Origin of the sequence: Streptomyces sp. PTY087I2 (assembly GCF_001687325.1) — a bacterium.
GTDB lineage: Bacteria > Actinomycetota > Actinomycetes > Streptomycetales > Streptomycetaceae > Streptomyces.
On the sequence record NZ_LZRD01000001.1, the window covers coordinates 67,795 to 94,261 of the forward strand.

General features: G+C 71.4%; 25 protein-coding genes and 1 riboswitch. Of the genes, 9 read left to right on the top strand and 16 right to left on the bottom strand.

All coding sequences use genetic code 11. The annotated features are described in order from the left end of the window. The first annotated feature begins 32 nt into the window (after nucleotides 1–32). Nucleotides 33–665, top strand: coding sequence for a sodium:solute symporter family transporter (locus A3Q37_RS00275; RefSeq protein ID WP_079137582.1), 633 nt, complete (start codon nucleotides 33–35; stop codon nucleotides 663–665). Nucleotides 666–808: 143 nt separating this feature from the next. Then, the gene (locus A3Q37_RS00280; RefSeq protein WP_065475729.1) at nucleotides 809–1,675 is read left to right on the top strand and encodes a phytanoyl-CoA dioxygenase family protein; all 867 of its coding nucleotides are present in this window, start codon (nucleotides 809–811) and stop codon (nucleotides 1,673–1,675) included. Between the two features lie 97 nt (nucleotides 1,676–1,772). Here the strand turns inward: A3Q37_RS00280 and A3Q37_RS36740 are convergent, their stop codons facing one another. Continuing rightward, entirely contained in the window at nucleotides 1,773–2,489 is a 717-nt protein-coding gene (locus tag A3Q37_RS36740; protein ID WP_255311683.1) for a diacylglycerol kinase family protein, read from the bottom strand. After that, a complete protein-coding gene (locus A3Q37_RS37520) occupies nucleotides 2,438–2,722 on the bottom strand; it encodes a hypothetical protein (protein ID WP_255311684.1) in 285 nt (94 codons plus the stop codon). Before A3Q37_RS37520 ends, A3Q37_RS36740 begins: the two co-directional genes overlap by 52 nt. A 132-nt stretch (nucleotides 2,723–2,854) precedes the next feature. Between A3Q37_RS37520 and A3Q37_RS00290 the strand changes: the two genes are divergently transcribed. Then, nucleotides 2,855–3,481 (top strand): TetR/AcrR family transcriptional regulator, encoded by a 627-nt coding sequence (locus A3Q37_RS00290; RefSeq protein ID WP_065475732.1) that lies wholly within the window; start codon nucleotides 2,855–2,857, stop codon nucleotides 3,479–3,481. 70 nt (nucleotides 3,482–3,551) lie between these two features. Here A3Q37_RS00290 and A3Q37_RS00295 read toward each other — a convergent pair whose 3' ends face one another. Then, nucleotides 3,552–6,767 carry a bifunctional cytochrome P450/NADPH--P450 reductase gene (locus A3Q37_RS00295; RefSeq protein ID WP_065475735.1) on the bottom strand — a complete coding sequence of 1,072 codons (3,216 nt, stop codon included), beginning with the start codon at nucleotides 6,765–6,767 and terminating at the stop codon, nucleotides 3,552–3,554. Nucleotides 6,768–7,018: 251 nt separating this feature from the next. Between A3Q37_RS00295 and A3Q37_RS00300 the strand changes: the two genes are divergently transcribed. After that, entirely contained in the window at nucleotides 7,019–8,080 is a 1,062-nt protein-coding gene (locus A3Q37_RS00300) for a zinc-binding dehydrogenase (protein ID WP_065475739.1), read from the top strand. 84 nt (nucleotides 8,081–8,164) lie between these two features. Here A3Q37_RS00300 and A3Q37_RS00305 read toward each other — a convergent pair whose 3' ends face one another. Further along, complete coding sequence (locus tag A3Q37_RS00305; RefSeq protein WP_065475744.1) at nucleotides 8,165–8,866, bottom strand: DUF1345 domain-containing protein; 702 nt, start codon at nucleotides 8,864–8,866, stop codon at nucleotides 8,165–8,167. A gap of 320 nt (nucleotides 8,867–9,186) precedes the next feature. On the opposite strand from A3Q37_RS00305, the gene A3Q37_RS00310 reads away from it, so the two are divergent. Beyond that, complete coding sequence (locus tag A3Q37_RS00310; RefSeq protein ID WP_065475747.1) at nucleotides 9,187–9,840, top strand: TetR/AcrR family transcriptional regulator; 654 nt, start codon at nucleotides 9,187–9,189, stop codon at nucleotides 9,838–9,840. 148 nt (nucleotides 9,841–9,988) lie between these two features. On the opposite strand, the gene A3Q37_RS00315 is transcribed toward A3Q37_RS00310, so the two are convergent. Further along, nucleotides 9,989–11,371, bottom strand: a complete 1,383-nt coding sequence (locus tag A3Q37_RS00315; RefSeq protein WP_065475750.1) for a flavin monoamine oxidase family protein — start codon at nucleotides 11,369–11,371, stop codon at nucleotides 9,989–9,991. Between the two features lie 399 nt (nucleotides 11,372–11,770). Then, a complete protein-coding gene (locus A3Q37_RS00320) occupies nucleotides 11,771–12,736 on the bottom strand; it encodes a pirin family protein (protein WP_065475752.1) in 966 nt (321 codons plus the stop codon). A 146-nt stretch (nucleotides 12,737–12,882) separates the two neighbouring features. On the opposite strand from A3Q37_RS00320, the gene A3Q37_RS00325 reads away from it, so the two are divergent. Next, nucleotides 12,883–13,248, top strand: a complete 366-nt coding sequence (locus tag A3Q37_RS00325) for a M48 family metallopeptidase (protein WP_065475755.1) — start codon at nucleotides 12,883–12,885, stop codon at nucleotides 13,246–13,248. A 112-nt stretch (nucleotides 13,249–13,360) separates the two neighbouring features. Further along, nucleotides 13,361–14,029, top strand: a complete 669-nt coding sequence (locus tag A3Q37_RS00330; protein ID WP_065475758.1) for a hypothetical protein — start codon at nucleotides 13,361–13,363, stop codon at nucleotides 14,027–14,029. A 38-nt stretch (nucleotides 14,030–14,067) separates the two neighbouring features. On the opposite strand, the gene A3Q37_RS00335 is transcribed toward A3Q37_RS00330, so the two are convergent. The 4 genes from A3Q37_RS00335 to A3Q37_RS00350 form a co-directional block, all read right to left on the bottom strand. Continuing rightward, nucleotides 14,068–14,787, bottom strand: coding sequence for a TetR/AcrR family transcriptional regulator (locus A3Q37_RS00335; RefSeq protein WP_065475762.1), 720 nt, complete (start codon nucleotides 14,785–14,787; stop codon nucleotides 14,068–14,070). Nucleotides 14,788–14,819: 32 nt separating this feature from the next. After that, complete coding sequence (locus tag A3Q37_RS00340) at nucleotides 14,820–15,581, bottom strand: SDR family oxidoreductase (RefSeq protein WP_065475765.1); 762 nt, start codon at nucleotides 15,579–15,581, stop codon at nucleotides 14,820–14,822. Nucleotides 15,582–15,796: 215 nt separating this feature from the next. After that, nucleotides 15,797–16,552: a CbtA family protein gene (locus A3Q37_RS00345; RefSeq protein WP_079137584.1), complete on the bottom strand. Its 756-nt coding sequence runs from the start codon at nucleotides 16,550–16,552 to the stop codon at nucleotides 15,797–15,799. An 85-nt stretch (nucleotides 16,553–16,637) separates the two neighbouring features. Beyond that, nucleotides 16,638–16,853 carry a CbtB domain-containing protein gene (locus A3Q37_RS00350; protein WP_030717040.1) on the bottom strand — a complete coding sequence of 72 codons (216 nt, stop codon included), beginning with the start codon at nucleotides 16,851–16,853 and terminating at the stop codon, nucleotides 16,638–16,640. Nucleotides 16,854–16,868: 15 nt separating this feature from the next. After that, nucleotides 16,869–17,005: riboswitch (adenosylcobalamin (AdoCbl) riboswitch) on the bottom strand. Between the two features lie 113 nt (nucleotides 17,006–17,118). On the opposite strand from A3Q37_RS00350, the gene A3Q37_RS00355 reads away from it, so the two are divergent. Further along, nucleotides 17,119–17,709 carry a histidine phosphatase family protein gene (locus A3Q37_RS00355; protein WP_065475771.1) on the top strand — a complete coding sequence of 197 codons (591 nt, stop codon included), beginning with the start codon at nucleotides 17,119–17,121 and terminating at the stop codon, nucleotides 17,707–17,709. A 76-nt stretch (nucleotides 17,710–17,785) separates the two neighbouring features. Here the strand turns inward: A3Q37_RS00355 and A3Q37_RS00360 are convergent, their stop codons facing one another. The 3 genes from A3Q37_RS00360 to A3Q37_RS00370 form a co-directional block, all read right to left on the bottom strand. Then, a complete protein-coding gene (locus A3Q37_RS00360) occupies nucleotides 17,786–18,505 on the bottom strand; it encodes a 4'-phosphopantetheinyl transferase (RefSeq protein ID WP_065475774.1) in 720 nt (239 codons plus the stop codon). Next, the gene (locus tag A3Q37_RS00365) at nucleotides 18,502–19,482 is read right to left on the bottom strand and encodes a metallophosphoesterase (RefSeq protein ID WP_065475777.1); all 981 of its coding nucleotides are present in this window, start codon (nucleotides 19,480–19,482) and stop codon (nucleotides 18,502–18,504) included. Before A3Q37_RS00365 ends, A3Q37_RS00360 begins: the two co-directional genes overlap by 4 nt. A 162-nt stretch (nucleotides 19,483–19,644) precedes the next feature. Continuing rightward, nucleotides 19,645–21,864, bottom strand: a complete 2,220-nt coding sequence (locus A3Q37_RS00370; RefSeq protein ID WP_065475780.1) for a hypothetical protein — start codon at nucleotides 21,862–21,864, stop codon at nucleotides 19,645–19,647. An 89-nt stretch (nucleotides 21,865–21,953) separates the two neighbouring features. On the opposite strand from A3Q37_RS00370, the gene A3Q37_RS00375 reads away from it, so the two are divergent. Then, on the top strand, nucleotides 21,954–22,841 hold the full coding sequence (locus A3Q37_RS00375) for a glycosyltransferase family 2 protein (protein WP_065475787.1): 888 nt from the start codon (nucleotides 21,954–21,956) through the stop codon (nucleotides 22,839–22,841). Nucleotides 22,842–22,858: 17 nt separating this feature from the next. On the opposite strand, the gene A3Q37_RS00380 is transcribed toward A3Q37_RS00375, so the two are convergent. The 3 genes from A3Q37_RS00380 to A3Q37_RS00390 form a co-directional block, all read right to left on the bottom strand. Continuing rightward, on the bottom strand, nucleotides 22,859–24,184 hold the full coding sequence (locus A3Q37_RS00380) for an MraY family glycosyltransferase (protein WP_065475791.1): 1,326 nt from the start codon (nucleotides 24,182–24,184) through the stop codon (nucleotides 22,859–22,861). Nucleotides 24,185–24,418: 234 nt separating this feature from the next. Beyond that, nucleotides 24,419–24,637, bottom strand: coding sequence for a hypothetical protein (locus A3Q37_RS00385; RefSeq protein ID WP_065475794.1), 219 nt, complete (start codon nucleotides 24,635–24,637; stop codon nucleotides 24,419–24,421). Between the two features lie 149 nt (nucleotides 24,638–24,786). Continuing rightward, nucleotides 24,787–26,364, bottom strand: coding sequence for an amidohydrolase (locus tag A3Q37_RS00390; protein ID WP_065475797.1), 1,578 nt, complete (start codon nucleotides 26,362–26,364; stop codon nucleotides 24,787–24,789). Between the last annotated feature and the right edge of the window lie 103 nt (nucleotides 26,365–26,467).

Here is a 26,467-nt window from a genome sequence, read left to right on the forward strand (position 1 = left end):
AGGTCCTCCCCCACCATTCCACCGGCCGGGTCGTGCTCATCACCCTCGTGGCCTGCGTCGCCTTCCTCGCCGTCCTCACAGCCGTGGCGAGTGTGACCTTCGCCGCCGCCGTCTCCGTGACCCGCGACCTGATCGGGCAGAGGGGCCTTGCGAGGGCCGGCATAGGGGAGCCGACGGTCATGCGGCTGTCCGTGGTCGCGCTCTGCGCCGTGAGCCTCGTTCTCACCACGACCGTGCACCGCAACCCCATCGATTTTCTCCTCGCGTTCTCGCTGAGTCTCGCGGCCTCATGTGTATGTCCCGCGCTCGTCTACTCCTTCCTCTGGACCGGCTTCGACCGCCGAGGGCTGCTGTGGCTCGTCTATGGAGGACTGTCCCTCTGCGTCCTGCTGACCCTCTTCTCCCCCGCGGTGTCCGGGACAGCGTACGCGCTGCTGCCGGACCGGGACTTCGACCTGTTCCCGCTCCACACCCCTGGACTGGTCTCCGTCCCGGCGGCCTTCCTGCTCGGATGGCTCGGCAGCGCGCGTCCGTGGGAGCGGGCCGCAGGGCGTCGGCACGCTGCGTCGCCGGAGGCAGGACGGCAGGGAAACGTCCCGGCGCCCGGCCGCGATGGCCCTTGGGCAGGCATCGGCTCCGACCGGGACGGCGTCGGGCGAAAGTGACGCCACCCGCCACAGAACTACGAAGAAGCGCCATGACGATCGAGCTCACCTGACCGTCGCCAGGACAAACGCGCGGTCGACCACGAAAGCCAGGATTCCGCCGGCCGATCAGCCGGAGTTCATGTAGTAGAGGAGAGATTCACATGACAGCACAGAAGCAGCCCCAGACTCTGTCGTCGGTAGCGGTCGGCACTCCGGCGGACGAGATCCTTGAGCTCCTGACCCGCGACGGCGGCCTCATCGTCAAGGACTTCCTGACGCAGGAGCAGATGAGCCGCTTCAATTCCGAGATCGAGCCGCCGATGCAGGCGCTTCGCCCGGGCTCGACCCACGAGAACGACGTGGTGGCCGCGTTCCACGGCAGCAACACCAAGCGGCTCACGAACCTGGTCACGCACAGTGCCACGTTCCGCAACGAGATCCTCGAGCACCGCCTGGTCCACGAGATCTGTGACCGGATCTTCCTCCCGGAGTCGGGCACGTACTGGATGACCACCGCACAGGTGATCGAGATCGGCCCGCACAGCCAGGCGCAGATGCTGCACCGGGACCTGGAGAACTGGTTCCCGTTCGTCGCGATGGGGCCCAGTGGCCCGGAAGTCGCCGTCAACTTCCTGATCGCCCTGACCGACTTCACAGAAGAGAACGGCGCCACCCGCGTCATCCCGGGGAGCAACCACTGGGGCGACTTCAAGGACCGTGGGACTCCTGAGCAGACGATTCCGGCGGTCATGAATGCCGGCGACGCCCTGCTGTTCAGCGGCAAGACCGCGCACGGGGGCGGAGAGAACCGGACGAGCGATGAACACCGGCGGGCCGTGGCCTTCGCTCTCAACCCGGGGTTCCTCACCGGCGAGGAGGCGTACCCCTTCCTGGTCGACATGGAGATCGCGAGAACGCTCTCGCCGCGCGTCCAGCGCATGCTCGGCTTCCGCTCCCAGTACCCGACGGGCTCCCCCGGCCTGTGGCAGGTCGACTACGCCGATCTGGGCGACTACCTCGATCTCTAGAAGCCGGCCCGATCAGCTGACGCACCCTGGTCGGGGGCTCGTGCATCGTCGGAGCGAGGCGCGGGTGTCACCGGGGACGACAGGGACGGGACGGCCATCAGGTGTGGCTCTCACCGGATTCCGCGTGTTGGGCGGGACCGAACGCAAGGGCGAGCAGTTTCCGCCAGTCGACAGGAGGCGCTGGAGGCGGCTCACCGTGGCGCTCGCGTGGCAGCAGCACGCGCAGCACGCGGGACCGTACCGTGCACACGACCGGTGTGCGCAGCCACAGCGCCTCCCCGTCGACCGCCACCGGAAGCCGCGCCTCCTCCCCTCCCGCCGTCACCGGGTGCCGCGGTCCCCCCGCCGTCACCTCGACCCGCCGCGCGGTCGCCACGGTGAGCCCCGGCGCCTGTGAGCCCCATAGGGCCAGCTCTGCCGCCTGTGCCGCTTTCTCCACTCCGAGCCCGATGACACCCGGTTCGCCGTCGTCGAGCACGGGCCGGCGCCCGGCGCCGCTCAGTTCGTCGGGCGAGATGTACGGGTTGTTGCTGAGCAACAGCGCCTGCTGGTCGGCGAGCCAGGCCCCGTCCACGCACGCATCGAGTCGTCGCGCGCCCGGCCTGGTGAGGAGGTCCGGCATCAGCTTCAGGGCGGTGCCCGTCTTGTCTTCGCGGTACTCCGGGCTCTGCACGATGTCCGCGTACACGCCGAAGGACACCGTGTTGACGAAAGGACGCCCGGAGACGTCACCGAGATCGACCCGGATCTCCTCGCCGTCGGTCAAGGCATCGAGGCAGCGAGCCGGGTCGGAGCGGTCGAGGCCGAGATCCATGGCGAAATGGTTGCGCCGAGCAACCGCACCGGACCGCGCCGGGCCACGGACCACCAGATGCCTGCGGCGCAGATCGCCAGCCCGAAAAGCCCGACCACCACCACGAGCAGTCCGCCCGCGCCCAGCGCGAGCAGCAGCACGAGCATGGCGGCGGTGGCCGCCACCACGGCGCACCGCGCGAGCAGCCGGGCGGCCGGCCATGCCCACGACCGTGCCTTTCGTGTCCTGTCCATGGCCCTCTCCTCAAAGGTGGGGGGCCATCCCATTCTCATCATCAGCCTGGCGTGGCGCCCAGTCACCGGGCTCTCAGGCCGGGGGCTGAGGGATCCGACTGTGTCGAGCGACTGAGTCGATATAGTGATCTCATGGCTCATGTTTCCGCGGCGGAGCGCCGCCCTCAGTTGATCAAGGCGGCCATCGATCTCATGACCCGGGAGGGTGTGGCCGCGGGGAGCACCCGTGCCATCGCCGCGGAGCTCGGTGTCGCCCAGACCACCGTCCACTACATCTTCGGCTCGAAGGAGGACCTCTACCGCGCGGTCATGGACCAGATCACCGACGATCTGGTCGCGCATGTGAAGCGCGCAGCGCCGGAGGACGCGGGCTTCGAGGAGACCATCATCGCCTTCGCGCAGTCCCTGTGGGGAACCGTGCGCGAGCCGACGTCGCACCACCAGTTGCTCATTGAGCTGACCATGTTCGCCCTGCGTGTGCCCGGCCTCAACGAGGCCCGGCAGGGCCACTACCAGCGGGTCATAGAGGTGACCGCACAGGTGATCACCGAGACGGCGAAGAGGACGGGGCAGAAGCTGGCCGAGTCTCCTGAAACGGTGGCCCGGTTCTTCCTCTCCGGCTTCGACGGGCTCACCATGCAGGTCCTTGTGGCCCTGCCCGACGAAGCCGCAGAGCGGACGGGTCTCAGGGCACTCGTGGCCGCGACCGTGGCGCTGGCGAAGGGGGACCTCGAACTCCCGGACGTGCCGACGGCCTGACGCGACGCGGACACGTTCGTGGGCGCACCATTCCGGGTGCGCCCACAACGTGTTTGCCTGCTCCGGAAGATCAGCCGGCCCAGACGTCCTCGACGTAGCGTCCGGACTCGACGAGTTCGCCCAGCCATGCCACGGCCTGCTCATCGCTCGCGCCGGTCCGCTCACGGTAGATCGCCATGAAGGCTTCCCGTACGGCCGGGGCCATACGGCGGCCGTCACCGCAGATGTAGACGCGTCCGCCCGCCTCCAGGACCGACCACACCTCCTCGCTCTCGCGGGCGATGCGCTCCTGGACGAAGCGGGCGCCGTTCTCGGGCGCGTGCATGAAGGTGGGGCGCATGCTGACGGCCCCGGCCGACTCGGCCGCCTCGAACTCCTCCCGGTGCAGGAAGTCCACGTCGGGGTGGTCGCAGCCGAAGTAGCAGAGCAGGGTCCCGGTCGAGCCGGTGTGGTGGCGATCGAGGACGGCGCCGCGGAAGGGTGCGAGGCCGGTGCCCGCGCTGACCAGGATCACCGGTACGGAAGTGTCCTCGGGGAGGCGGAAGGCATCGCTGCACGGCAGGACCCGGGCCTGGATCACGTCACCCGCGTTCACGGTCTGTAGGAAGTGCGAGGCGATCCCCCGGAAGGTGTCCTCCCCCGACCGGTGGGGCGCGGCGAGCAGCGACACCATCAGGTCGGCCTCGCCGGGCCGGGCCGCGGCGGACGACGAGATCGAGTAGTGCCGGGGACGCAGTACCGGGAGCAGCTCCAGGAAGCGTTCGAAGGGCAACTCGCACGCGCGGTAGCGCTCCAGGAGGTTCAGGATGCTGAGGCCCGCGGCGGTCACCTGTTCCCGGAAGGTCTCGGGATCGGCGGTGGCGAAGGCGGTGAGCGGCTGCTTCTCGGGCGGGCAGGCGGTGTGCTCGGCGAGCACGGCGACCTGCTCCTGGGTGGCCGCGTCCTGGAGTTCGACGAAGTCGGTGAGGAGGCGGCGCAGGGTCAGCGGCCGGTCGACGGGCAGGGCGGCCCGGCTCCGGCGGCGGGCGCGCAGCCGTACGGTGCGGTCCAGGTCGAGGCCGAAGCGGTCGGCCACGCGCTGAACGAGCGCCTCGGGGTTGCTGGGCAGGACGGCCAGATGGTCGGCGGTCCGATAGGAGACGCCTTCGGGCAGCCCGATCCTCAGGAACCGCTTGGAGCGGCCCAGTTCGTGGTCCGTGTCGACGAGTTCGTACGCTTCGAGAACCTTCATCGGCTGAACACCGTGACGCTCGGCCAGAGGACCGAGGACCGACTCCGAGGTGTCCTCCAGCTCGTACAGCCCTTCCCCTTCGACCTCCGGCGTGACATCGGCCGCTTCACCGGCGATCGCCTCGCCGTACTCGTCCAGGAGCACCTTCCAGAGGTTCTCCGTCCACTGGTCGACCGCTCCGCCGAAGTCGCCGGAGGCGTCGGCGCTCCCGCGCTCCAGGAGCGGGACGGCGCCGGCAGCGGTCAGACGCTCGTCGATCAGGGTGGGGATGCGCTGGTAGGTGGCTGCCCAGTTGCGGTCGCCGACACCGAGGACGGCGTACCGCAGCCCGGCGAGCGAGCCGGGGGCAAGCTTCTCCAGCCGGGCGACGAACTCGGCGGCATCGTCGGTGGGTCGGCCGTTGTAGGAGGCGGCGACGATGACGACGGGGCCCTTGGCACCGGCCAGTCTCTCCGTGTACCGGTCGAGGGAGGTGACGGTCGGGGCGAAACCGTGCTCCTCGCCGTCCGTGCCCAGATCGCGGGCGAGGCCGGCGCAAGTGCCGAGGTTGGAGCCGTGCAGCAGGGTCAGCGCGGTCCCGCTCGCCCGGCGCGTCACGGCAGCGGTCCGGCCCGCGGCGGGGTCCGCCGCCGCCGCGGTGGGCAGGCGCCGTTCGTCGCTGGTACGGCGGGCGATCCGCAGGCTGAACCCGTCGGGCTTGATGGTCAGGGTCGACTTGATCTTCAGCTGGTAGTCGGTGTGGTCGATCAGGCGGTAGCGGTGCACCAGCAGGCCGAGCAGCAGGGTGGCCTCGTGCAGCGCGAACTGGCGCCCGATGCAGGCCCGTTCGCCGTTGCCGAACGGCTTGAAGGCGTGGACCGAGCGGGCCGCCTCCCGCTCGGGGGTGAAGCGCTCGGGATCGAACAGCTCGACGTTCTCCCCCCAGGCGGCGTCACGATGCAGGGCCGAGTTGATCACCATCAGCGACTCGCCCTTGCGCACGGGGTACGTGCCGCCGATGACGGTGTCCTCGATCGGCTCGACGGCGTACGCGGGAGCCGTCGGCCACAGCCGCAGGCTCTCGTTGAGGATCTGGCGGATGTAGGTGAGCTTGCCGATGTCGCCGTACTGGGGGTCCGGGGAGTCGGTGTCACCCCAGAGGGCGTCCACCTCGGCCTGGGCCCGGGAGAGCACCTCGGGGTGCTTGGTCAGGTAATACAGAGCGAAGGAGAGCGAGCTGCTGGTGGTCTCGTGGCCGGCGATCAGGAAGGTGATCACCTGGTGGCGGATGTTGACGTCGTCCAGCGGTTCGCCGGTGGCCGGATCCTTGGTGTGCAGCATCAGCCCCATCAGGTCGTCCGTACCGGTGTCGCCGGAGGCGCGGCGCTCCCTGATCACATCGTCGACGAGGTCCGTCATCAGGCCGACGTCCGCGCGGAACTGCTCGACCTTCTTCCTCTTGAACAGCTCGGAGCCCGGGATGGACTCGCCCTTCTCCTGGGCGAAGACGAGAGCCCGGGCCATCGCCTCGACGAACGGGTGCAGGTCGTCACGGCGGAAGGACTGGAAGTCGTAGCCGAAGCCGCACAGGCCGATCGTGTCGAAGGTCAGCCGGGTCATCTCGTCGGGCACGTCCACCGTCTGCACCCCGGCCAGCCGGTCCCACTTGCCGATCAGCGAGCGGGCGACCTTGAGCATGGGGTCGTGGTAGCTGCGCATCGCGCCGAGCGAGAACGCGGGCATCAGGATGTCGTGGGCCTTGCGCCAGTTCGGTTCGTGGTTGTAGGCGGTGAACAGACCGTCCCCGGCCAACGCCCGGACCTCGACCAGGTCGGTGTGGACGTGCTTGCGGAAGCGGGTCTCGTCCGACAGTTCGGTCACAAGGTCCAGACCGCCGACCATGACGGTGTCCCTCCCGAAGAGCCGCAGCCGGTACACGGGCCCGAACTCCCTGAACTCCTTCAGCAGGTAGGCCAGGAAGTCCGCGCCCGCCGGAACGTTGAACGCGTGGCCTACGAGGGGCAGCGGGGGGCGCTCGGGGATCGCCCGCGCCGCGCTTACGGACACCTGAGTCATGAGCGTGCCTTTCGTTGCACTCCAGCAGTCGCCCATCAACTTACACGCGACTGTGTCAGGTGAACATGTCGAGCGACTGTATTGATCAACACAGTCATACTCAGGAACTCGCGACCCTCCGAGAACGTCCTGGCAGCAGCTGCTTGACAGGCGACATTGTCACTCGACACGGTTAAGCGACATGGTCGATCGACCATCCCGAGCGCCCCAGCTGCGTGCGCTCTTCTCACCGAATCCATCGAGGTTTCCGCATGAACACCATGCTGGCCGGACGGCTGCGCCTGGACACCCGTACCTTCGCCGTCGAGGAGGTCCCGATCCCGGTCCCCGGCCCGGGCGAGATCCTCGTCGAAGTGCGGGCCGCCGGCGTCTGCCTGTCCGACATCCATCTCATCGACGGCAGCCTGAGCCCCTTCTACCCCGTGGACGCCGTCAAGGCCTCCGGCGCAATCACCCCCGGCCACGAGGTGGCCGGCGTCGTCCACACCGTCGGCCCCGACGTGAAGGGCGGCTGGACCCCCGGCCGGCGGGTCGTGCTCCAGGCCGGCCAGGCCTGTGGCGACTGCGCCGACTGCCTGCGCCACATGACCTGCCGGCAGCCCCTGACCCGAGGAGTGGACTACGACGGGGGCTGGGCGCAGTACGCCCTCGCGCGGGAGGACACCCTGCTCCCCGTACCGGACCGCCTGCCCTTCGACCAGGCCGCGATCATTCCCGACGCCGTCTCCACCCCGTACGCCGCGATCGTGGACACGGGCGCGGTCCGCCCCGCGCAGGCCGTCGGCATCTGGGGCGCCGGAGGTCTCGGCGCCCACGGCATCCGGCTGGCCCGCCTGGTCGGCGCCGCCCCCGTCATCGCCGTCGACCCGCTGCCCTCGGCACGCAGGCGTGCCCTCCTCTTCGGCGCCGACTACGCGCTCGACCCCATGGCCGGAGATTTCACCGAGGCAGTACGCGAGGCCACGGCAGGCCGGGGCATCGACGTCGCCTTCGACTTCGCGGGCGTCGGAGCGGCCCGCGCCCAGGCCACCACGGTCCTCGGCCCGAACGGCGTCCTGGTGCTCGCCGGCCTCACCCCGGAGCCGGTCACCGTCGCCGACAGCATCGACTTCTGCTTCAACGTCCAGCAGATCCGCGGACACTACGGCTCCGAGCCGGAGCACGTGGAGCAGCTCGTCGGACTGGCCGCCACCGGGCGGATCGACCTCGGCCCCTCCATCAGCGCCCACATCCCCTTGGCCGAGGCGGCGGACGCCGTCGCCCAGCTGGAGAAGAAGACCGGAGACCCGATCCGCCTCGTACTCATCCCCTGAGCGGGAAGGGCGGAGGCCGGCTCACCCCACCCAGCGCCGTTGGCCCCGGCCACCGCCCCCGCCGCCCGGGGTCAACGGCACCTGTCAGGCACCCTGCCCACTGTCCAGCGTCGCGACCATGCCGGCCACGATCACCGTGTTGAAGACGAACGCGATGGTCGCGTTGGCCGACACCGTCCGGCGCATCTCCCGCGACATCACCGTGACGTCCGTCGTGCCGAACGTGGTCATGACCGACAGGGCGAAGTACACGTAGTCGGTCCAGGCCGCTGTCTTCTCACCTGTCTTCTCACCCGGGAAGTCCAGCGCCGCCTCGTCCTCCACGAGGTTGTCGGCATGGAACGCGACCGCGAAAGCGGCCAGGACGCAGATCCAGGCGACGACGACGAGGCCGAGCGCCATCAGCACCCGCACCGTCGCCGGGAAAGCGGAACCCAGATGCCCGGGACGCCAGACCGCCGACACCACAAGCGCCGCCGACGCGATGAGAACCGACACTCCCGGCCCCGGCGCGGTTCCCAGGAAATAGCGCTGAAGCACGGTGCCCCGCGCCTCCCGCCGGGCCCACAGCCGGACCCGTTCCGGCGGCGCGGCCGAGAAGGCTCTCAGCGTGACCACCAGGTAGCACAGCAGGTAGGCGAAGAGCGCCACCACCCCCAGGTCGGCGCTGGAGACGGACACCAGACCCGGCGCGGCAACCCCCAGCAGGCCGAGGAGCCCGGCAACACAGAAGCCGACGACCGTACTCACCGCGGACCTGCGGCGCTCGGAGAGCCATGAATGCACCGGCAGTGCCTCCTCTCGATCGTCCCACGCGCCCGGGGCAACCACTCACCCCGCGAAGGGACCGGGCACAGAGCGTGATCGTACGAGAGGCAGGCCACCGAGGGCCGATGCCCCGTGCGCGACACACTGGTACGCGCGCTTCCCGTTTTCGCCGCGCTTGCCCATCGCCCGCGCCGGCAGCCTCGGACTACCCGGTCTCCCTCGGCCAAGCCCCGGCCGACCGCGACACCTTGAAGAAGCCCATGCCGTACGGCATGGCTACCCTACGACGTATGGAGAAGAAGACGAGGCGGCCTGCACGGGGGACGAGGAAGAGGGACGTGCCCCTGAGCGAGGGCGGGATCTACTCGGCCGCCCTGCGGCTGATCGACGCGGACGGCGTCGAGGCGCTCACCATGCGCAAACTCGCCACCGAGCTCGACGCGAACCCCATGTCGCTGTACCACCACGTGGCGAACAAGGATGCCGTCACGCGAGGCGTGACAAGGATGGTCGGGGCCCAGTTCCGTACCGCCACGCCTGAGGACGCTCCTTGGCAGGAGCGTCTCCGCCTGCTCGCAGCAGACCTCCGGTCCCTGGCGCACCGTCACCCCAAGTTGATGGCTTACTCGTTCAGCCGTCAGCCCGACTTCCTGCACTCCGACGATCCGTTCTGGATCGCGCTCACCGAGTCCGTGGAGGCTGCCGGAGTTCCGCGGCCGGAAGTCTCGAAGACCGCGGCGCTGTTGGCCGCCGTCGTCATCGGTGTCCTCGGCGCCGAACTCAACGGCTCGCTCCGTCGGTGGTCAGCCCTCGAGCCAGGCCGTTCCGACGGTCGCGCGGACGGCGCCGGGGACGCGACCCCCGAATCCGCGGATGGGGCGCCTGACGGTCCTGACCTGGATCACATGTTCCGTCTCATGACGGACACGTTGATCACGGGTCTGGAGAACCGGCTGGCCGGCGAGGGCGACGGCCGGGACGCCGGTCTGTGAGCCGGGTCTTTCCTGGCGCCGGCAGCCCCCGGGCAGGGACGGCAGCCCTGATCGCCACGGCCACTGCCGCTCTCGGCCCTGACAGCTGGCTCGCGTCACAGGGCGGCCGTCAACGTGCGGACCGGGGCCGCCGGGGTGCCGGGGAGTCCTACTCGGAGGCTCCTTCGACGCCGAGTCGCTGAGCGACCTGCTCGGCGGTGCGCAGACCCGTCAGGACAGCGCCGTTCAGGGTTCCGACCCACTCGCCTGCGGTTTCGGTGCCGGACCAGTGGACACGCCCGTGGGGCTCGGTGAGGGCGCTGCCGTAGCTCGTGACCGCGTAGGGGCCCACAGCGGGGTGGGGGCCACCGGGGGCGAACGGCTCCGCGCCCCAGCAATGGTCCACGTAGTCGATGGGGTTGGCCGCCTGGGGACCGTACAGGTCGACCAGCTGCTGGACGACTCGGCTGCGTCGGGTTTCCGGGTCGAAGCCGTCGTACACACGGGGGGCGCAGAAGACCATCAGGATGCCCGGTCCGTTGTCCGGCGTCACGTCGAAGGTGATGAACGCCGTCCCGGTGTCCATCAGTGCCTCACCCGAGAGCCCCTCGGCCCGCCAGAAGGGCTTGTCGTAGGCGACGAACGCTTTGCTCAGCGCACCCATGGGCCACGTCCTTGTGAGCCCCTCGGTCTTTTCCGGCAGGGCCGGGAGGAACTCGATGGAGGAACGGTGCTCGGGGGCCGCGGTGACGATGACGTACTTGGCGCTGATGACCGCCGAGTCGGTGTGGACCGTGACGCCGTCGTCGTCCTGGGAGATCTGGCGGACACGGGTGTCCAGAACGACCCTGTCGCCGAGCTTCTCGGCGAGCCGGTTGGCGATCTCCTGAGTGGTCTCGGTGATGCGGTCCTGCTGCTGCCCGCCTTCGACGGCGAGCATGTGGTCGAGCCCTCCGACGGCCTGGATGTAGCGCAGTACGTGCAGCAGCGACACCTCTCCCGGGTTGCAGCCCCACTGCACCTTGCTGGCGATGGTCATCAACGCGCGGGTGCTGGGCGCCGCCTGCTGCTGGTCGAGCCACTCGCCGAACGAGATCGAGTCGAGCTTCTCGGCGTCGGGGGAGTTCCAGGCGGCGTCGACGTCGATGGTCGCAAGGAGCTCGTCCATCGCCGCCTGGACGCGGCCCAGGTTCTCCAGGTCCACGGGGTCGACCGTCGGCATGGTGCCCGTCCAGGTGCGACGCTGCCCGGCCATCCACAGGACGTTGAGTCCTTCGTGGAACTGGCCGGTCGTGGAGCACCCCAGCCGCTTCGCGAGGTCGAGGACCGCGGTGTGGCGTTCGGCGACCCACGTCGCCCCGAGGTCGACCTTCACCCCGGCCACCTCACCTGAGAACGAACGGCCACCGACCCGGTCCCGACCTTCGAGGACCAGGACGGATACGCCCATGTCCACAAGCCGCTCTGCGGCAGTCAAGCCGGCGAAGCCCGCACCGACGATCACGACATCCACCGACGCGGCTCCGGAGCCGCCCTTGATCTTCTCTGTCACGGTTTTCTCCTTCACTCGGAACGTCCCCTCATTGTTACCATACGTTGTATGGAAACGGCGAAGCGGCAGAAGTGACCGTTGACTCAACCTGGTGAGGGTGCGCAGCGCGCCTGCGCCAGGATCCTGGCCGACACCGGCAGACCGAGGGGCGAATTGCCGCGGCACCCGGACGGCAGACAGCGACCAGGAGCACCTGACCAGTCGTCAGGAAAGGTCAGCGAAAGGTCAGCATCGATCCGATCGCACCCTGACGCACAAGCTCAGACGTGGGACTCGACACGTCTCACCTCGAAGCCGGCAGACCTCCGAGTCCGAGCACAGGGCAGGATGCGTACCGGAGTTCCGGCGTGGTGGCCGTCACCGGGAGCACGACCAACTCGAGAAATGGGTTCCCCCAGGTCAGCGCACCCGTCCGCGCGGCTTCAGCGGAGTGGCGGGAAGCTCCGGGGCGGGCAGGCGAGCGCCGTCGTAGCCCCGCACCTCGCCGAACCGAGAGCCCTCCTCCCAGTCTTTTCGCGCCTGTTCGATCTCCTCCTGGGAGCGGCCGATCCAGTTCCAGAACATCACCAGCTCCTCCTCGAACGGCTCGCCGCCCAGGAGCATCAGACCGGCGTCGGAGACGGCGCGCAGCGGCAGTTCGGTGCGGCCGCAGCCGAGGTAGAGCATCGATCCCGGCAGCACGGGTACGCCGTCGACCTCGGCCTCGCCCGACATGGACAGGACCGCGTACTCGAAGTCGGGGTCCAGGGGCAGACGGGCCTCGGCGCCGCCGGTCAGGGACAGGTCGGCGCCGACGATCGGTGTGTACGCCGTACCGGGCGAGGCCGCCCCGTCCAGTTCGCCGAGGATGACGGTGGCGGAGAGGCCGGGGGCGGTGACGACGGGCAGGTCCGCATGGTGCTGGAAGTGCGGCTCGACGTGGCGGTGGGCGTCCGGAAGAGCCACCCAGAGCTGCGCTCCGTGCAGAAGCCGGGCGTGTTCCTTCGGGCTCTCCTCGGAGTGGCTGATGGCGCGGCCCGAGGTCATCAGGGCCAGCTCCCGGGGGCGTACCGTCTGGAGACTGCCGAGGCTGTCCCGGTGCAGCACCTCACCCTCGTGGAGCCAGCTGACGGTCTGGAGCCCCATGTGCGGATGCGGCGGGACCTGCATGCCCGGTTCGTCGGCGATGTCGTCGGGGCCGTAGTGGTCCACGAAGGCCCACGCGCCCACCATGCGCCGGCCGAGGTTGGGCAGCAGGCGGCGGACCTCGGTGGACTCGCCCAGCTGGACGCGGCGGGGAGCCAGCAACTCACGGACGGGCTCGGCGACGACGAAACCCCGCCCTCCGCAGACAGAGGGCACGGCCTGGCGATCGAGATTGCTCATGGCGCTCAACCTATTCCCGTAGAGGCGTGGACCACCGGGCCCCACGCCGGAATATTAGTGGAATGTTCAACCAGTGTGGGGTGTTCTCATGGCTGAACGTACGGCGGGCGGTCCGGAGACGGACCGCACCACACGAAGGAGGACAGGTGAGCGAGACCGAGACCTACTACGAGTTCGGCACCGCCGCCGACCGGTGGGACCGGGCGCAGATGTTCTTCGAGGCGAAGGAGTACCTGACGGCGGCGCGGATCCTGGGCGGACTTGTCGAGGAGGCGCCGGAGCAGGTCGCCCCGAGGCTGCTGCTGGCCCGCTCCTACTACCACTCCGCCCGGCTGGGAAAGGCCGAGCAGGAGCTGCGGAGGGTTCTGGAGCTCGACCCGGTGGAGACGTACGCGCACCTCATGCTGGGCCGGACGCTGGAGCGCCAGGGGCGCAGCGGTGACGCGGCGCCGCACCTGCGGATGGCCGCGGCCCTCACCGGTGACTTCGGTCCCGGAACCGACCGCTCCTGAGCCGCCACCCCGCGCCACCTGCCGGGCCCGCACCCTTCGGTGCGGGCCCGGCCTCCTTTACCCGTCGGTACGAGCATCGGACAATGGGATCTTCGGAACGAAGGGGTGGGGGATGACCGGATCCAGGAGCGCCGCGTTACGCCGGGCGCGGTCGGCCGCGCTCATCGGGCTGGCGGTGGCGGCCTCGGCAGGCTGCTCCGGCGGCGACGGGACGAACGGGGAGGCGGGGGCAGAGCCGATCGCCCGTCCGCCGGGGGTCCACAGCTGGACCGGCAGACCGTGCGACCTCCTCACTGACGCACCGCCCGCCGAGGGGTTCAGCCTCGGCAGCACCACGGACTCCGCCTCCCCCGACATCCGCGAGGACGTCGGCAAGGACGGCGCACGGCCGCGCTACCGGCAGACCGGCTGTCTCGCGGATCTCAAGGGCTCGGACGGCACGTTCTGGAAGCTCAGCGCCACGGCCAGGGTGTACGAGGACCCCGAGCCCGCCCGTCACGCGTACCGCGTCAAGCAGGACCTCGACCGCGCTCACGGGCGCGGTCCCGAGAAGGTGCACGACACCGCCTACGCGCTACCGGCCGACGACCGGGGCCGCCCCGGCCGCACCCTCCTCCTGTGGAACGGCGACCTGGTGCTCACGGTGTCCGCGTACGCACCGCACGGCAGCACGGAACGCGAGGTGCGGAAGAACCTCGAACGGATCATCAGAAACGCAGCCCGCCGTATGGAGAACGGCCTGCGCGACCAGGATGCCCCCTCCCCGTCCCCCACCCCTTGATGTCAGGACCCCGAAGCCCCCGGGCCCGACGCCTCGGGTCAGGTCTCCGGGCGGGCGTTCGCCACCCTGTCGAGCCACTCCTTCATGAGCGCCGCCTCGGCGGTGCTCAGGCCCGCCCCGTGCTCCTTCCGCAGCAGGGCGCTCAGCCGGGCCGCCGCCGTGGGGACTTCGGCGTCCGCCGGTGCGCCCGGCGACTCCTCCGGCGGCAGTTCGGGCGTGAGCACCGTCGCGTACAGCGCGTCCCGTACCCGGTGGGACACCTCGATGTCGTCGAACGTCGCCGGACGGGACACCAGCATCAGCGCCACCCCCACATTGGCCGACATGATCATCTGGGCGGCCAGCTCGGGCGCGACGCGTATCCGGCCCTGGGCGGCGGCCCGTTCGAGGTCCCCGGTCAGGATCCGGTGGGACTCCAGGGCGGCGGCAGGTGGCGTGCGCATCGCCGGCGAGTTCATCAGCCGGTAGAGATTGCGGTTGTCGAGGGCGAAGGCGACGTGACTGTCCCACCCCCGCCGCAGGTCCTCCACGGCGTCCGTCGTCTCGCCGCGCTCCCTCTTCGTCGCCAGGTACTTCTCGAAGCCGTGGTCGACGACGGCCGACAGCAGTCCTTCCTTGTCGCCGAAGTGACGGTAGAGGGCCGGCGCGCCCACCTTCGCCGCCTCGCACACGGCGCGCGTGGAGATGTCGCCGTCGGGCGATTCCCTGACCAGGGTGGCGGCCACTTCCAGGATGCGTGTCCGGGTACTCGTGCTCACCGGACGGACGCTATCAAGCGGCACGGCGGCCCTCAGACGATGCCGCCGTTGGCCCGCAGCACCTGCCCGTTGACCCAGCGGGCCGGACCCGCGAGGAAGGACACCACCTCGGCTATGTCCTGCGGGGTCCCCAGCCGCTCCAGCGGCGGCTGGGCTGCCATCCGCGCGACGGTCTCCTCGTCCTTGCCGTCCAGGAAGAGCGCGGTGGCGGTCGGCCCCGGCGCCACGGCGTTGACCGTGATGTCCCGGCCGCGCAGCTCCCGGGCGAGGATCAGAGTCATGGCCTCGACGGCGCCCTTGGTCGCGGCGTACGCGGTGTATCCGGGCAGGGACAGCGACAGCACCGAGCTGGAGAAGTTGATGATGGCCCCGCCCGCGCGCAGCCGCCGCGCCGCCTGCTGGTCGACGACGAACGTGCCCCGGATGTTGGTGCGGTGCATCCGGTCGAGCGTGTCGAGTTCGAGCTCGGCCAGCGGGGCGAGCGCCATGACGCCCGCCGCGTGCACCACCACGTCGATGCCGCCGAACGCCTCCTCGGCGGCGTCGAAGAGCGCGGCGACCGCCACCTCGTCGGCCACGTCCGCCTGCCGGGCGATCGCCTCGCCGCCCGCGGCGGTGATGGCGGCGACGGCGGCTTCCGCCTCGGTCCGGTTGCCCGCGTAGTTCACGACGACCGCGAAGCCGTCGGCGGCGAGGCGTTCGGCGCTCTCGCGGCCGATGCCCCGGGATCCTCCGGTGACCACGGCCACCCGGCGAGGGGCGGATGTCGATGCTGCTGTGGACTGTTCGGTCATGGCTTCGCTCCTGGCGACGGGGGTCGCGGCCGTTCCGTGAAACCCGATGACATCAACGCTAACACCAATACGATAGCGACGCTACCTCTCGATCGTAGCGACGTTAATAAGCATCGCTACCCGTCATCGTTACCCGCCCCGGGCCCGCCCGCACACGACAGAACCCGCCGGATGCTCCCCGGCGGGTTCTGTCGTGCGGCGTGCGTCGGTACGGCTCAGCTCACCGCACTCGCGGTACGCGGTGCCGCCTCGCGGGCAGCGGGCGTCAGAAGCCGCTCGGTGAGATAGCCGAAGACGAGGCCGAAGGTGGTCCACAGCGTCGCCTGGACCGCCAGCGTCGAGAGCCGGAACTGCCACAGCAGGGTCGCCGGGAAGTCCTTGCCCACCTCGTCGAAGGAGGGCAGGAAGGCGTAGGCGAGTCCGATCAGCAGGACGAAGCCGGCGACGGCCGCGATGCTCGCGTTCCAGTTGCCCAGGCGGGGGGCGAGCCGCTTGCCGATGATGACGGCGGCGACGGCCAGCAGCACGCCGAGGGCGACCATCAGGAAGAACAGGGTGGTGCGCTTGCCGATGGTGTCCGGGTTGCCGACGGCGGGCGGGTTCGCCGGGTACTTGAGGAACGGCACGACGTAGACCGTGAGCAGGGCGGCTCCCGCGATCAGCGCCGCCGTGGCACGGGGGCCGAAGTTGCCGATGCGGCCGAGGGCGTAACAGAACACGAGGGCGGCGATCCCGCCCACCGCGACGCCGAAGACCAGGACGCCGGTGGCGAGTCCGCCGGTGGCCTGCATGGTGCGGCTGACCAGTTCCTCGCCGCCGCCGTGGTCATGGCTGTGGGCCTCTTCGAGGGCGATGGCCGCGTCCACCTGGGACTCGCCGAGGAAGTAGGCGACGACGAGCGCGAGCGCGCCCGCGATCAGACCCGCGAGCATGCCGCGCACGAGCAGGGCTCTGACAGATATGGAGTTCACGATGGTTTCCTGATTTCTCTTGCTTGCCGCGTCCGCCGGTCCCCCCGGCGGATGTGTTCCTCGGTGCCCTGGTTACTCAGGTGTGTCAGTGGCAGGGGAAGCCGAGCAGGTGGCGGCCGTCGTGAACCCACTCGTGGACGCCTTCGCCCGAGATGAGTGCGGTGGCGCCCTGTTCGGCGCCGACGAAGTACAGCAGGACGAGCATGAGAATGCCGAAGAAGACCGCCCACGGGGCAAGGGCCTTCGCCGAGATCGGAGTGATCTCGGATGTCCCCGTGGCGGAAACGGCGGACTGTGCCATGGCAGAACCTCCTGTGGGAACACGCGTCCCTGTCGTGGTGCCTCAGACGAAGGTGCCGGGTCTGACTTACCGCCCGAAGGCGGCTTCACAGTGGCGCGACCGTGCCGGATTCCCACCGGACTTCCGTGCCACCCTCGTCATGGTCGACGTGACCATACCGCCTGTACGCAGGCACCGCCATGGTCGAATGTGCGGCGCCCCGGAGGGCGGATTCCTTGGGGCGACAGGGCATTGGGCCCCCTGATACGGGAGGGAAAGCAGGGACATGACAGTACGGGTGATGTTGATCTCACCGGCGATGAACGCGGCGCTCCGGGAGGCGCGCTTCGACGGGGACTCCCCTCTCGACCGGTCCGGCCGGGAGCGTGCGCGGGCCGCCGCCGGTGCGGTGCCGACGGCCGGGCTCACTCTCAGCGGCACCTCCGGCCGGTGCCGCGAAACCGCCGTGGCCCTCGGCCTGGCGGCCCGCACCGAACTGGCCCTGGCCGGCTGGGACCTGGCGGGCTGGGCCGGCCGCCGCCTCGACGAAGTGGCCGCCGCCGAACCCGCGGAGGTCGCCGCCTGGCTCGGCGACTCGTCGGCGGCTCCGCACGGCGGCGAGTCCCTGCGCGACCTGGTCGAACGGGTCGGAGCGTGGCTGGACTCCCTCGGCAGACCGGACGCATCTGGCGGGAGAGTCCTGGCGGTGACCGAGGCCGCGGTAGTCCGGGCGGCGGTCGTCCACGGCCTGCGGCTGCCGGCGGAGGCGTTCTGGCGGCTGGACGTCGCCCCGCTGACGCTGACCGAACTCAGCGGGCGCTCCGGCCGGTGGAACGTGGGGCTCGGACGCCCCCTCACCGCTCCCCCGGCCGACTGACCACCACGGCCCGGCCCTCACCGGGCGGCTGACCGCACCCCCACAGCCCTTCGCGCCCCGCGTAGCTAACTGACTGTCAAGATCCTTCTCTCTCCTGCCAGTCAGGCCTGACCAGCACCGCCGTGGCGACGATCTCGTCCTCGACCCGCCACCGCCCGTGCAGCGTCGTCGGCAGGGCCGGATCGGTGAGCAGCAGACGGGCGGTGAACGTGCCCTCGGCGGCGGCAGAGCCCTCAGCCCCGCCACCGCTTCCCGGGGCGTCCGTGCGATGGAACGTCAGTTCCGCCTCGGTGAAGTCGAGTTCGACACCGGTGACCGGGTACCAGGTCTTGAAGACGCTCTCCTTGGCGCTGAACAGGATGCGGTCCCAGTGGATTTCGCCCGTGCCCTCCGGCGCGGGCGGACCGATCCGCTCGCGTTCGGCGGGCAGGGTCACCAACTCCCGTACGCCGGTGGGGAGCGGGGCGTGCGGCTCCGCGTCGATGCCCAGCGACAGCACGTCCTTCGCGCGGGCCAGCGCGGCCGCCCGGTATCCGGCGCAGTGGGTGAGGGTGCCGACGATTCCCTCGGGCCACAGGGGTCTTCCCCGGTGACCGTGGAGTACGGCCACGGGTGGCAGGCCGAGTCCGGCCATGGCGCGACGGGCGCAGGCGCGGGCCGTCGCGAAATCGTTCCTGCGTTTGGCCACGCTCTTGGCGATCAGCGCCTCCTCCTCGGGGAAGAGGGTTCCGTCCGGGACGGTCTCCGCGCGGGTGGCCGCCGAGGAGACGTCGGCGGGCAGCAGCAGCTCGATCACGAGGTGCCTCCGGGGGTGCTCGGCTGTGCCGACGGTCCGGCCCCGGTCCGTTCCGGTGGGGCGGGCTCACCGTCGTACGGGAGGATCTGCCGGAGCAGGCCGCGCGGGTGACCCCGCTTGCGCCACTCCCTGGGGTAGCCGATGGAGACCTCCTCGAAGCGCACCCCGTCGTACCAGGTCGTACGGGGGATGTGGAGGTGGCCGTAGACGACGGCGGTGACGTTGAAGCGGCGGTGCCAGTCGGCGGTCAGTTCGGTGCCGCACCACTGGGCGAACTCCGGGTACCACATCACCGACGTGGGTTCGCGGACGAGCGGCCAGTGTCCGGCGAGGACGAGGGGTATCCGCTGGTCGTGCTCCGCGAGCCGGCGGGCGGTCTCGGCGACCCGGGCGCGGCACCAGTCCTCCCGGGCCGGATAGGGGTCGGGGTGCAGGAGGTACTCGTCGTTGCAGACGATGCCGCTCTCGTGGGCGACGGCGAGGGACTCCTCCTTCGTGTGCGTTCCGGGGGCGCGGAAGGTGTAGTCGTACAGGAGGAAGAGGGGCGCGATCGCCACCGGCCCGTCGGGGCCCGGCCAGATCGGGAAGGGGTCCTCCGGAGTGGTCACCCCGAGTTCCCGGCACAGTTCGACGAGGTGGTCGTAGCGGGCCTGGCCGCGCAGTTGCACCGGGTCCTTGGGCACAGTCCACAGCTCGTGGTTGCCGGGGGTCCAGATCACCTGGGCGAAGCGTTCGGCGAGGAGCCCGAGCGCCCACCGGATCTCCTCGGGGCGCTCCGCGACGTCGCCCGCGACGATCAGCCAGTCCTCCTCGGACGTCGGGTGCAGGGACTCGACGATCGGCCGGTTGTCGGTCACCGCCGCGTGCAGGTCGCTCACGGCCAGCAGACGGCCCCGGCCCTGCGGTCGGGATCCGTCGCCGGGGGGCGGTACGGCGGCGGGGGCACCGTGCGGTGCCGGGTCGCTCGGAGGAGTCATGGGCGCTGAGTTCCTGATCTGTCGGCAGTCGTCCGGCTCCGTCCGCACGGTGGGGAGCCCCTGGAGACGTAGCCTCTCACGCTCCCCTCCCGGCTCTCCCGGGGTTTCCGGTGCGGCCGCGTCGGCCGGGGCCGGGAGTGCTGACGGGCGGGTGCCGAGCCGTCAGTCGTCCTGCGTACGGCGGGAGTTCAGTTCGTTCACCGCTCCGAGCGCGTCGCCGATCGTCGTGTAGTCGACGGCGATGAAGGTGACCGGGCTGCCGCGCTCCTCCTCGCAGGCCCGGGTCCGCTCCAGGACCCAGTCGCGGGCGTTGACACGGCCGGCGTCCAGGCGGCTGCCGCCGGCGTTCGTGATGAAGTGGTTGAGCAGGAAGAGCTGCTTCCCCGTGCCGCCCCGGTGGGGGGCGCAGGTCATCTCGGAGGGGTTCCGGAAGGCGAACGGGGTCTCCATGCCGTACCGGTAGAAGTTGCGGTACCAGGGGGCCGGGCCGTCGGCCTTCTCGGCGAACACCACCAGCCTGCGGCCGCTGTCGATCATCTCCTCCAGGGTGGGCCACGGGGCGTCCGGGTCCGGGTCGGGGCTGTGCAGAAGGTCGTCCAGGCCGGCCGCGTGGAACGCCTGCTCGGTGTCCTCGGGGCTGATGTCGTCCTGGACGATGAGCGTCACGATCTCGGTGGGGTGGGCGCGCAGCCAGTCGCCGATGTCCTCCAGGGCCGGGACCAGTTCGATGGCCCCGGCGCGGCAGACGCCGTGGCAGAGCCAGAGGCCCTCGCGGGGCGGATTGACCTTGTCGATGGCGCCGGTGATCAGGCGCCGCTGCTCGGGGGTGAACTCGGGGGAGTCGAGCCGTGCGGCGATGTCCTGGGGGCTCTCCCAGCGGTACGTGTCGAGCTGGAGGGCCCGGACCCCCGTGTTGAGCTGGGTGGTGATGTCGGGGTCCTGGAGGGGGCCGATGAACCGGTCGGCGGTGGTGGACATGGCGTTGTGCGAGGTGAGGTAGGCGGCTTCGTCGTAGCGCAGGTCGCACAGACGGCTGCCGCCCAGGCACTGGCGGGGCGCGGACGGGCCGAACACGGGTGGTACGACCAGGACGCCGGCCAGCGCGGCACAGGCCACGCCCGCCGCCGTCGTCCGCACGGCCGTCGGGGTCGGTGTCGGCATCCGGTCGGGCCGCACCAGCAGCGCCCAGCCCGCGCCCGTGAGGAGTACGCCGCCGACGAGGGCCGCGAGGGCTGCGCCGAGGCCGGTGGTCATCGCCTGGTTCACGGCGGTGCGCTGGAGGTCGTCGACGAGCGCGGTGACGCTCGGGGCCCACGAGGACGGGGTGGTGAGCAGACGTCCGCCGGTGATCAGCCGGGCCAGGAGCACGACTGCGGCGGTCAGGACGCCCGCGCAGGCGAGCGCCTGCCCGAGCCGCATCAGCCTGCGGGCCGGGGCGGCGGGGCCGGTGAACCAGAGGGTCGCGAGGGCGGCGAGCGCGAGGGTGAGGGCGAGGACCTGGAGGAAGGTCAGGAGCCTGATGGTGGCGCGTGCCTCGTCGAGGGCGGTGAGGTCCGCCCCGGCGGCGGTCAGGGTGCCGGTGAGGTCCCACGTACCGTCCTGGAGGGTGGCGCGGAGGTCGGCGGCCGCGCTGCGGGAGCCGTCGGAGAGCGCGGCGGCGGCCGTGGCGGCGAGCGCGGTCGACACGTCCCCCTCGCCCAGCGCCACCTCGATCTCGGGGCGCAGCGCCGTCCGCTGCTCCTCCGGCACCGTCGTGAGGAGGGCGTCGGCGGCGCGGTCGGCCTGGTCCTCGGTGAGGGGCAGCCTGGGCAGTTCGGGGGCCCGGCCCTCCTTGAGTTCGTCGAGCCCGGCGGCCAGGTCGGCGGTGAACCGTTCGAAGTCGGGCTGGTCCTTGCCCTGGACATTGGCCACCAGGTCGCCGAAGTAGACGCGTGCGAGGTCGGCGAGGTTCTCCAGCACCGGGGTCAGGTCGACGGTCAGCCGGAGTTCGTCGCGGTCACCGCGCAGATAGCCGGTCACCGCCTCGATCTGCTGGTCGGTGAGGGCCCGGACCGTGGCGGGCGGCAGCACGACCTTGATGTTCGACGTCACCAGCGCCTCGGGCACGGGCAGATGGGCGAGCAGATCGCGGGTGACGGGCGAGATCTCCGGGTCGACGAGCACCTCGCTGTAGAGACGGTCGTAGGCCGACTCCTCGTCCAGCACCGCCTGGTAGAAGCCGGGCGAGGCGACCGTGGAGCGGACGGTCGCGGTCAGCGCGACCGTGCTCACGCACAGGACCGCCAGCAGGAAGGCGAGCACCGGCACGAGACGGCCGAACCGGCGCGGGGGCCTGGGGCCCCGCACGGGTCCGAGCGGGCTCGCGGTCGGTTCGGCACTCACCCACCCAGCCTATGTGGAATATCAGCTTTTATGCATGAATGATGAGACTCAGGAGCTGATGATGGGACTCAGGAGCTGAGGAGCCCGCTGTGCACCCCGTCCACCTGGCCGTGCTGATGACGAGTCACGACCGCCGCGCGCGGACGCTGTCCGCGCTGCGCGCCCTGGAGGAGCAGCGCGGGCTCCCCGCCGGGACGACGCTGGGTGTGCATCTCGTGGACACCGGCAGTACCGACGGTACGCCGGAGGCGGTCCGGCTGCGCCATCCGGCGGTGGAGGTCATGTCGGTGGGCGCGGACGTCCTCCGCAATCAGGCGCTGCGCATCGCGAGCCGGAACAGCCGCAGCGGCGGCGGGGGCGGCGGCCCGCTCGGCGGCGCCCCGGGCGGCCCGAGCCACGCGTGGACGCATCAGCTGTGGCTCGACGACGGTGTGGAGCTGTTCCCGGGCGCCCTCGCGACGCTGCTGCGTACGTCGGAAGCGGCCGGGTCCGGCGCGGTCGTCGTCGGCGCGGTGCGGAACGCGTACGGGGACACGGTGTACTCCGGGCGGCGGGGCCGGTCCCTGACGCTCGTCGAGCCCGGCGCGCACCGGCCCGAGCGCTGCGACACGTACGACGGGCGGGTGCTGCTGGTGCCCCGTGCCGTGTACGACGTCGTCGGGGACCCCGACAAGGTCTTCCGGCACCGGATGGGCGACTACGACCACGGGCGGCGCGCGCGGCGGGCCGGGGTGGCCGCGTTCGTCGCCCCGGGGCACGCCGGCGCGTGCGTGGACGGACCGGCGGCTCCCGGGAGCCGGGAGCCGGGGATCGGCGTCCGGGAGGCGCTGCGCCGGGTCACCTCCGTGCGGGAGCTGCCGCCGCGCCAGTGGTGGGTGTACTGCCTGCGGCACACCTGGCCGTGGGCGCCGTATCTGATGGTCTCCCCGTACGCGCGCACCGCGGCCCGCGCCACGCTCGGGCGGCTGCGGGGGTGATCGGGCGGCGTGCGGCGTCAGCCCCGTTCGGCGGCGGCCGTGGCGGCTTCGGCGGCGGGGCGGCCGGTGGGCGGAGGCGGCACGGTGGGGTGTCCCGCGGCGGTCCTGGAGGGGCTGGCGGGCGCGGCCTGTCCGGAAGCCGAGCCCTCGGCGCCCGGCGCGGGGGCCGCGGCGGGGATCGCGGCACCGGTGGCGGACGCCTCGGTGCGCGGAGCGGCAGCCGTACGGGACGGGGTCGCGCCGGACGGGGTCGTACGGGGAGGAGTCCCGCCGGACGAGGCGGCACCGGACGGAGCCACGCCGGTCGAAGCCGTACGAGACGGAGTCGTACGGGAGGAGCCTGTGCGGGGCGGACCGTACGCCGGGATCCTCAGCAGGGCGAACACCGCCGCCGCCGTACCGGCCAGCGGCAGGAGGAGGAACGCCGGGTGCAGCAGTTCCGCGTGGACCAGCGTCCCGGTGGCCACGGGCACCGCCGCCCACAGCGCGGTCAGCACCGCGGCGCCCGGCACGGTGACGCGGACCCGGCGCAGGCGGTGCGCGATGTGGTCGTCCGTGTCGCGCAGCGGGGAACGGGCCGCGCGGCGGCGGGAGATCAGGACCAGGGCGCTGTCGGCGAGGGCCACCATGGCCAGGGCCGGCAGCGCGGCCCACGCGGCGCGGCCCGACGGGGCGGCCGCCTGGATCAGCGCGCCGGAGGCCGCCAGGGCGAATCCGGTGAACTGCGCACCGGACGCGCCGAGCCGGAGGCGTGCGGGGTGCCAGTTGTGGAGGAGGAAGCCGGCGAGGCCCGCGACCAGGGTCGCCGGGAGCAGCGCGAGAGCGGGGTCCCCGCCGACGGCGGCGCACGCGAGCAGCCCGGCGGCGGTGACCAGTCCGACGGCGGTGAGCAGCCCGTCCGCGTGGTCGAGGAGGGCGAACGCGTTGGTGACGAGGACGATCCAGAGCACGGCCAGGACGCCCGCCGCCGGTGAGAGCCCGGCCAAGTGGACGACGAGGATCGCGGCGGCGATCTGGGCGGCGAGGCGCAGGGCGGGCCGCAGCCGCTTCAGGTCGTGGACGAGACCGAGGGCCGCCACGATCCCGGCCCCGGCGAGCAGCCCCGCGACGGAGCTCGCCGCGTCGCCCGCCGCGCCGAGCCACAGAGCCACGCCGGTCGCCGTGCCGACGCCGAGCACGGCCGTCGCACCGCCCGTCCTGCGCAGCGCCTCGGCCCGTGGCGCACGCCCGCCCGGTTCGTCCGGGACGTGGGGGCGGAGCGCCATGCGGCGGGCACTCTTGGCGAGTGCGACCGTGATGAACAGCGCGGCCACACCGGAGGCGATGATCCCCAGCACGTTCACCTGCCCTGCCTTTCCTCGTTCATGACCTGCGGCGCGGGTGCCGGGCGGCCGGCGGAACTGCGGCCGCCCGGTCCCCAACCTACGGGCCAATGCCCAGATTCACCCTAAATAACACGAAAAGGGCGACGCATTGTTCTGTCGCCCGCTCGCGGCGCGGCACGCGTCGATCGGGTGATGGGCCTCAATGGACCTCGGCAGAGCACGAGTTGGGAGGCGGTGCGGGCGGAGGGGCCGTCAGCCCCCGGGGTGCCGTTCGGCGTTGCGCTCGGCGGCGGCGCGCCACCAGCGCGGCGGCGAGGGCGCGGTGATCACGGAGGAGGGCTGATCGGGGTGCAGGCCCAGGGTGCGCAGCGCGTCGGCGTCGACCCGGACGGCGTACCGGCCGCGCCAGTGCCCGTCAGCGCCGATGCCGCAGGCCAGATCGCAGCGGATCCGCTCCCCGGCGAAGGGCATCCAGTCGATACCGCGGTCACGCAGTCAAGCGCGGAGGGCCGCCGGGGGCCGCGGGCAGCCCGGCAGGTTCTCGTACGACACGACGGTCACCCACGCGGTGTCCGTCCCGCTCCCCGCCTTCTCCGTACGCATGGCGTCGAGCGTAGCCGTCACGCTGCGGCGCGGGTGTCCCGGCCGTCCACGAAGGTCCGGACGATCTCGATGTCCCCGATCCGGGAGGGGTCGACGCGGTGCGGGTCGTCGCCCAGCACCACCAGGTCGGCGCGCATCCCCGGCGCGAGGGTCCCCGCCCTGTCCTCCCAGCGGCAGGCGTGGGCGCCGGCGACCGTGTACGCGCGCAGCGCCTCGTCGACGGTGACGGCCTCGTCCGGGCCGACGAGACGGCCCGAGACGGAGGCGCGTTCGACCATGAACTGGATCGCGCGCAGGGGTGAGCCGTCCGTGACGGGGCGGTCCGAGCTGCCGACGAGCGCGACGCCGTGGTCCAGGAAGCCCCTCCCCCGGTACATCCAGCCGGCCCGTTCCTCCCCCATCACCGTCGCGTAGTCGTCGCCGAAGTAGCGCAGGAAGTTGGGCTGGACCACCGCGCTCACGCCGAGCGCGGCGAACCGGGGCAGCTGGTCGGGGCGGATCAGCCCGGCGTGCTCGATGCGGTGGCGCGCGTCCGGGCGGGGCCGCAGCTTCCGGGCCCGCTCCAGGGCGTCCAGGGCGAGGTCGGCGGCGCGGTCGCCGATGGCGTGGACGGCGAGCTGCCAGCCGGCGAGGTGGCCGTCGACGATGAGGGCGGCGAGGCGTTCCGGGTCGTCCTGGAAGCGGCCGACGTTGTCGTTCGTGCCCTCGTACGGGGAGGTGAGCGCCGCCGTACGGGCCATCATCCCGCCGTCGGTGTAGATCTTGAGCGCGCCGAGCGACAGCCAGTCGTCGCCGAATCCGGTCCGCAGGCCGAGATCCAGAGCCTGGGTGAACCCGTCGTCGGTGTGTGCCGCGCGGGGGCGCAGGGTGTCGCCGGAGGCCATGAGCTGGACCCGCAGGGGCAGTCGGCCACGGTCGCGGAGGAGTTGGTAGGCGCCCAGTTCGACGGGGCTGTGGCCGAGGAGTCCGCCGCCGATGCCCGCCTCCGCGCAGGCGGTGATCCCTTCGTCCAGGCAGGCGCGGGCGGCGAGCTCGATCGCGTCGGCCAGCTCTTCCTGGGAGTACGGGAGCCGCAGCCGGCGGGCGGTGGTCATGGCGCTCTCGGCGAGGAAGCCGTTCTCGTGCGGGGTCCCGTCCGGCAGCAGGTCCAGCACCGCCGTGTTGACGACGCAGGCGTGCCCGGAGTCGTGCATCAGGAAGACCTTGCGGCCGTGGCTGACCCGGTCCAGTTCGGCGGCGGTCAGGTGCCGGCCCAGGGCCCGCTGGTCATATCCGACCACGTCGACCCAGGCACCGGCCGGAGCGGCTCGCCGGGCCGCCGCGTCCACCACGGCGAGGATGTCCTCGATCCGTTCGCACGGGGCGACGCTCGGCGTACCGGCCTTCAACCCGGCCCAGGCTAGGTGGACATGGCTGTCGATGAAGCCGGGCAGCACGGTCGCCCCGCCCAGGTCGACGACCTCGCGGGCGGGCAGGGAGGTCACCGCGTCGTCCATGCCGACGATCCGGCCCCGCCAGATCCCCAGGTCGTGGGCGACGGGGTGGCGGGGGTCCATCGTGAGGAAGCGCGCGTTCGTCAGCCTCGTACAGAGCATGGGAGATCCCTCCCCGTCGCGTTCGGACCCACGGCGCGCGGCCGGAGAGCGGGCCGGGTCAAGTTAACCCGCCCGTTCCTTCCTGTCGACGTCAGGGTGTGTT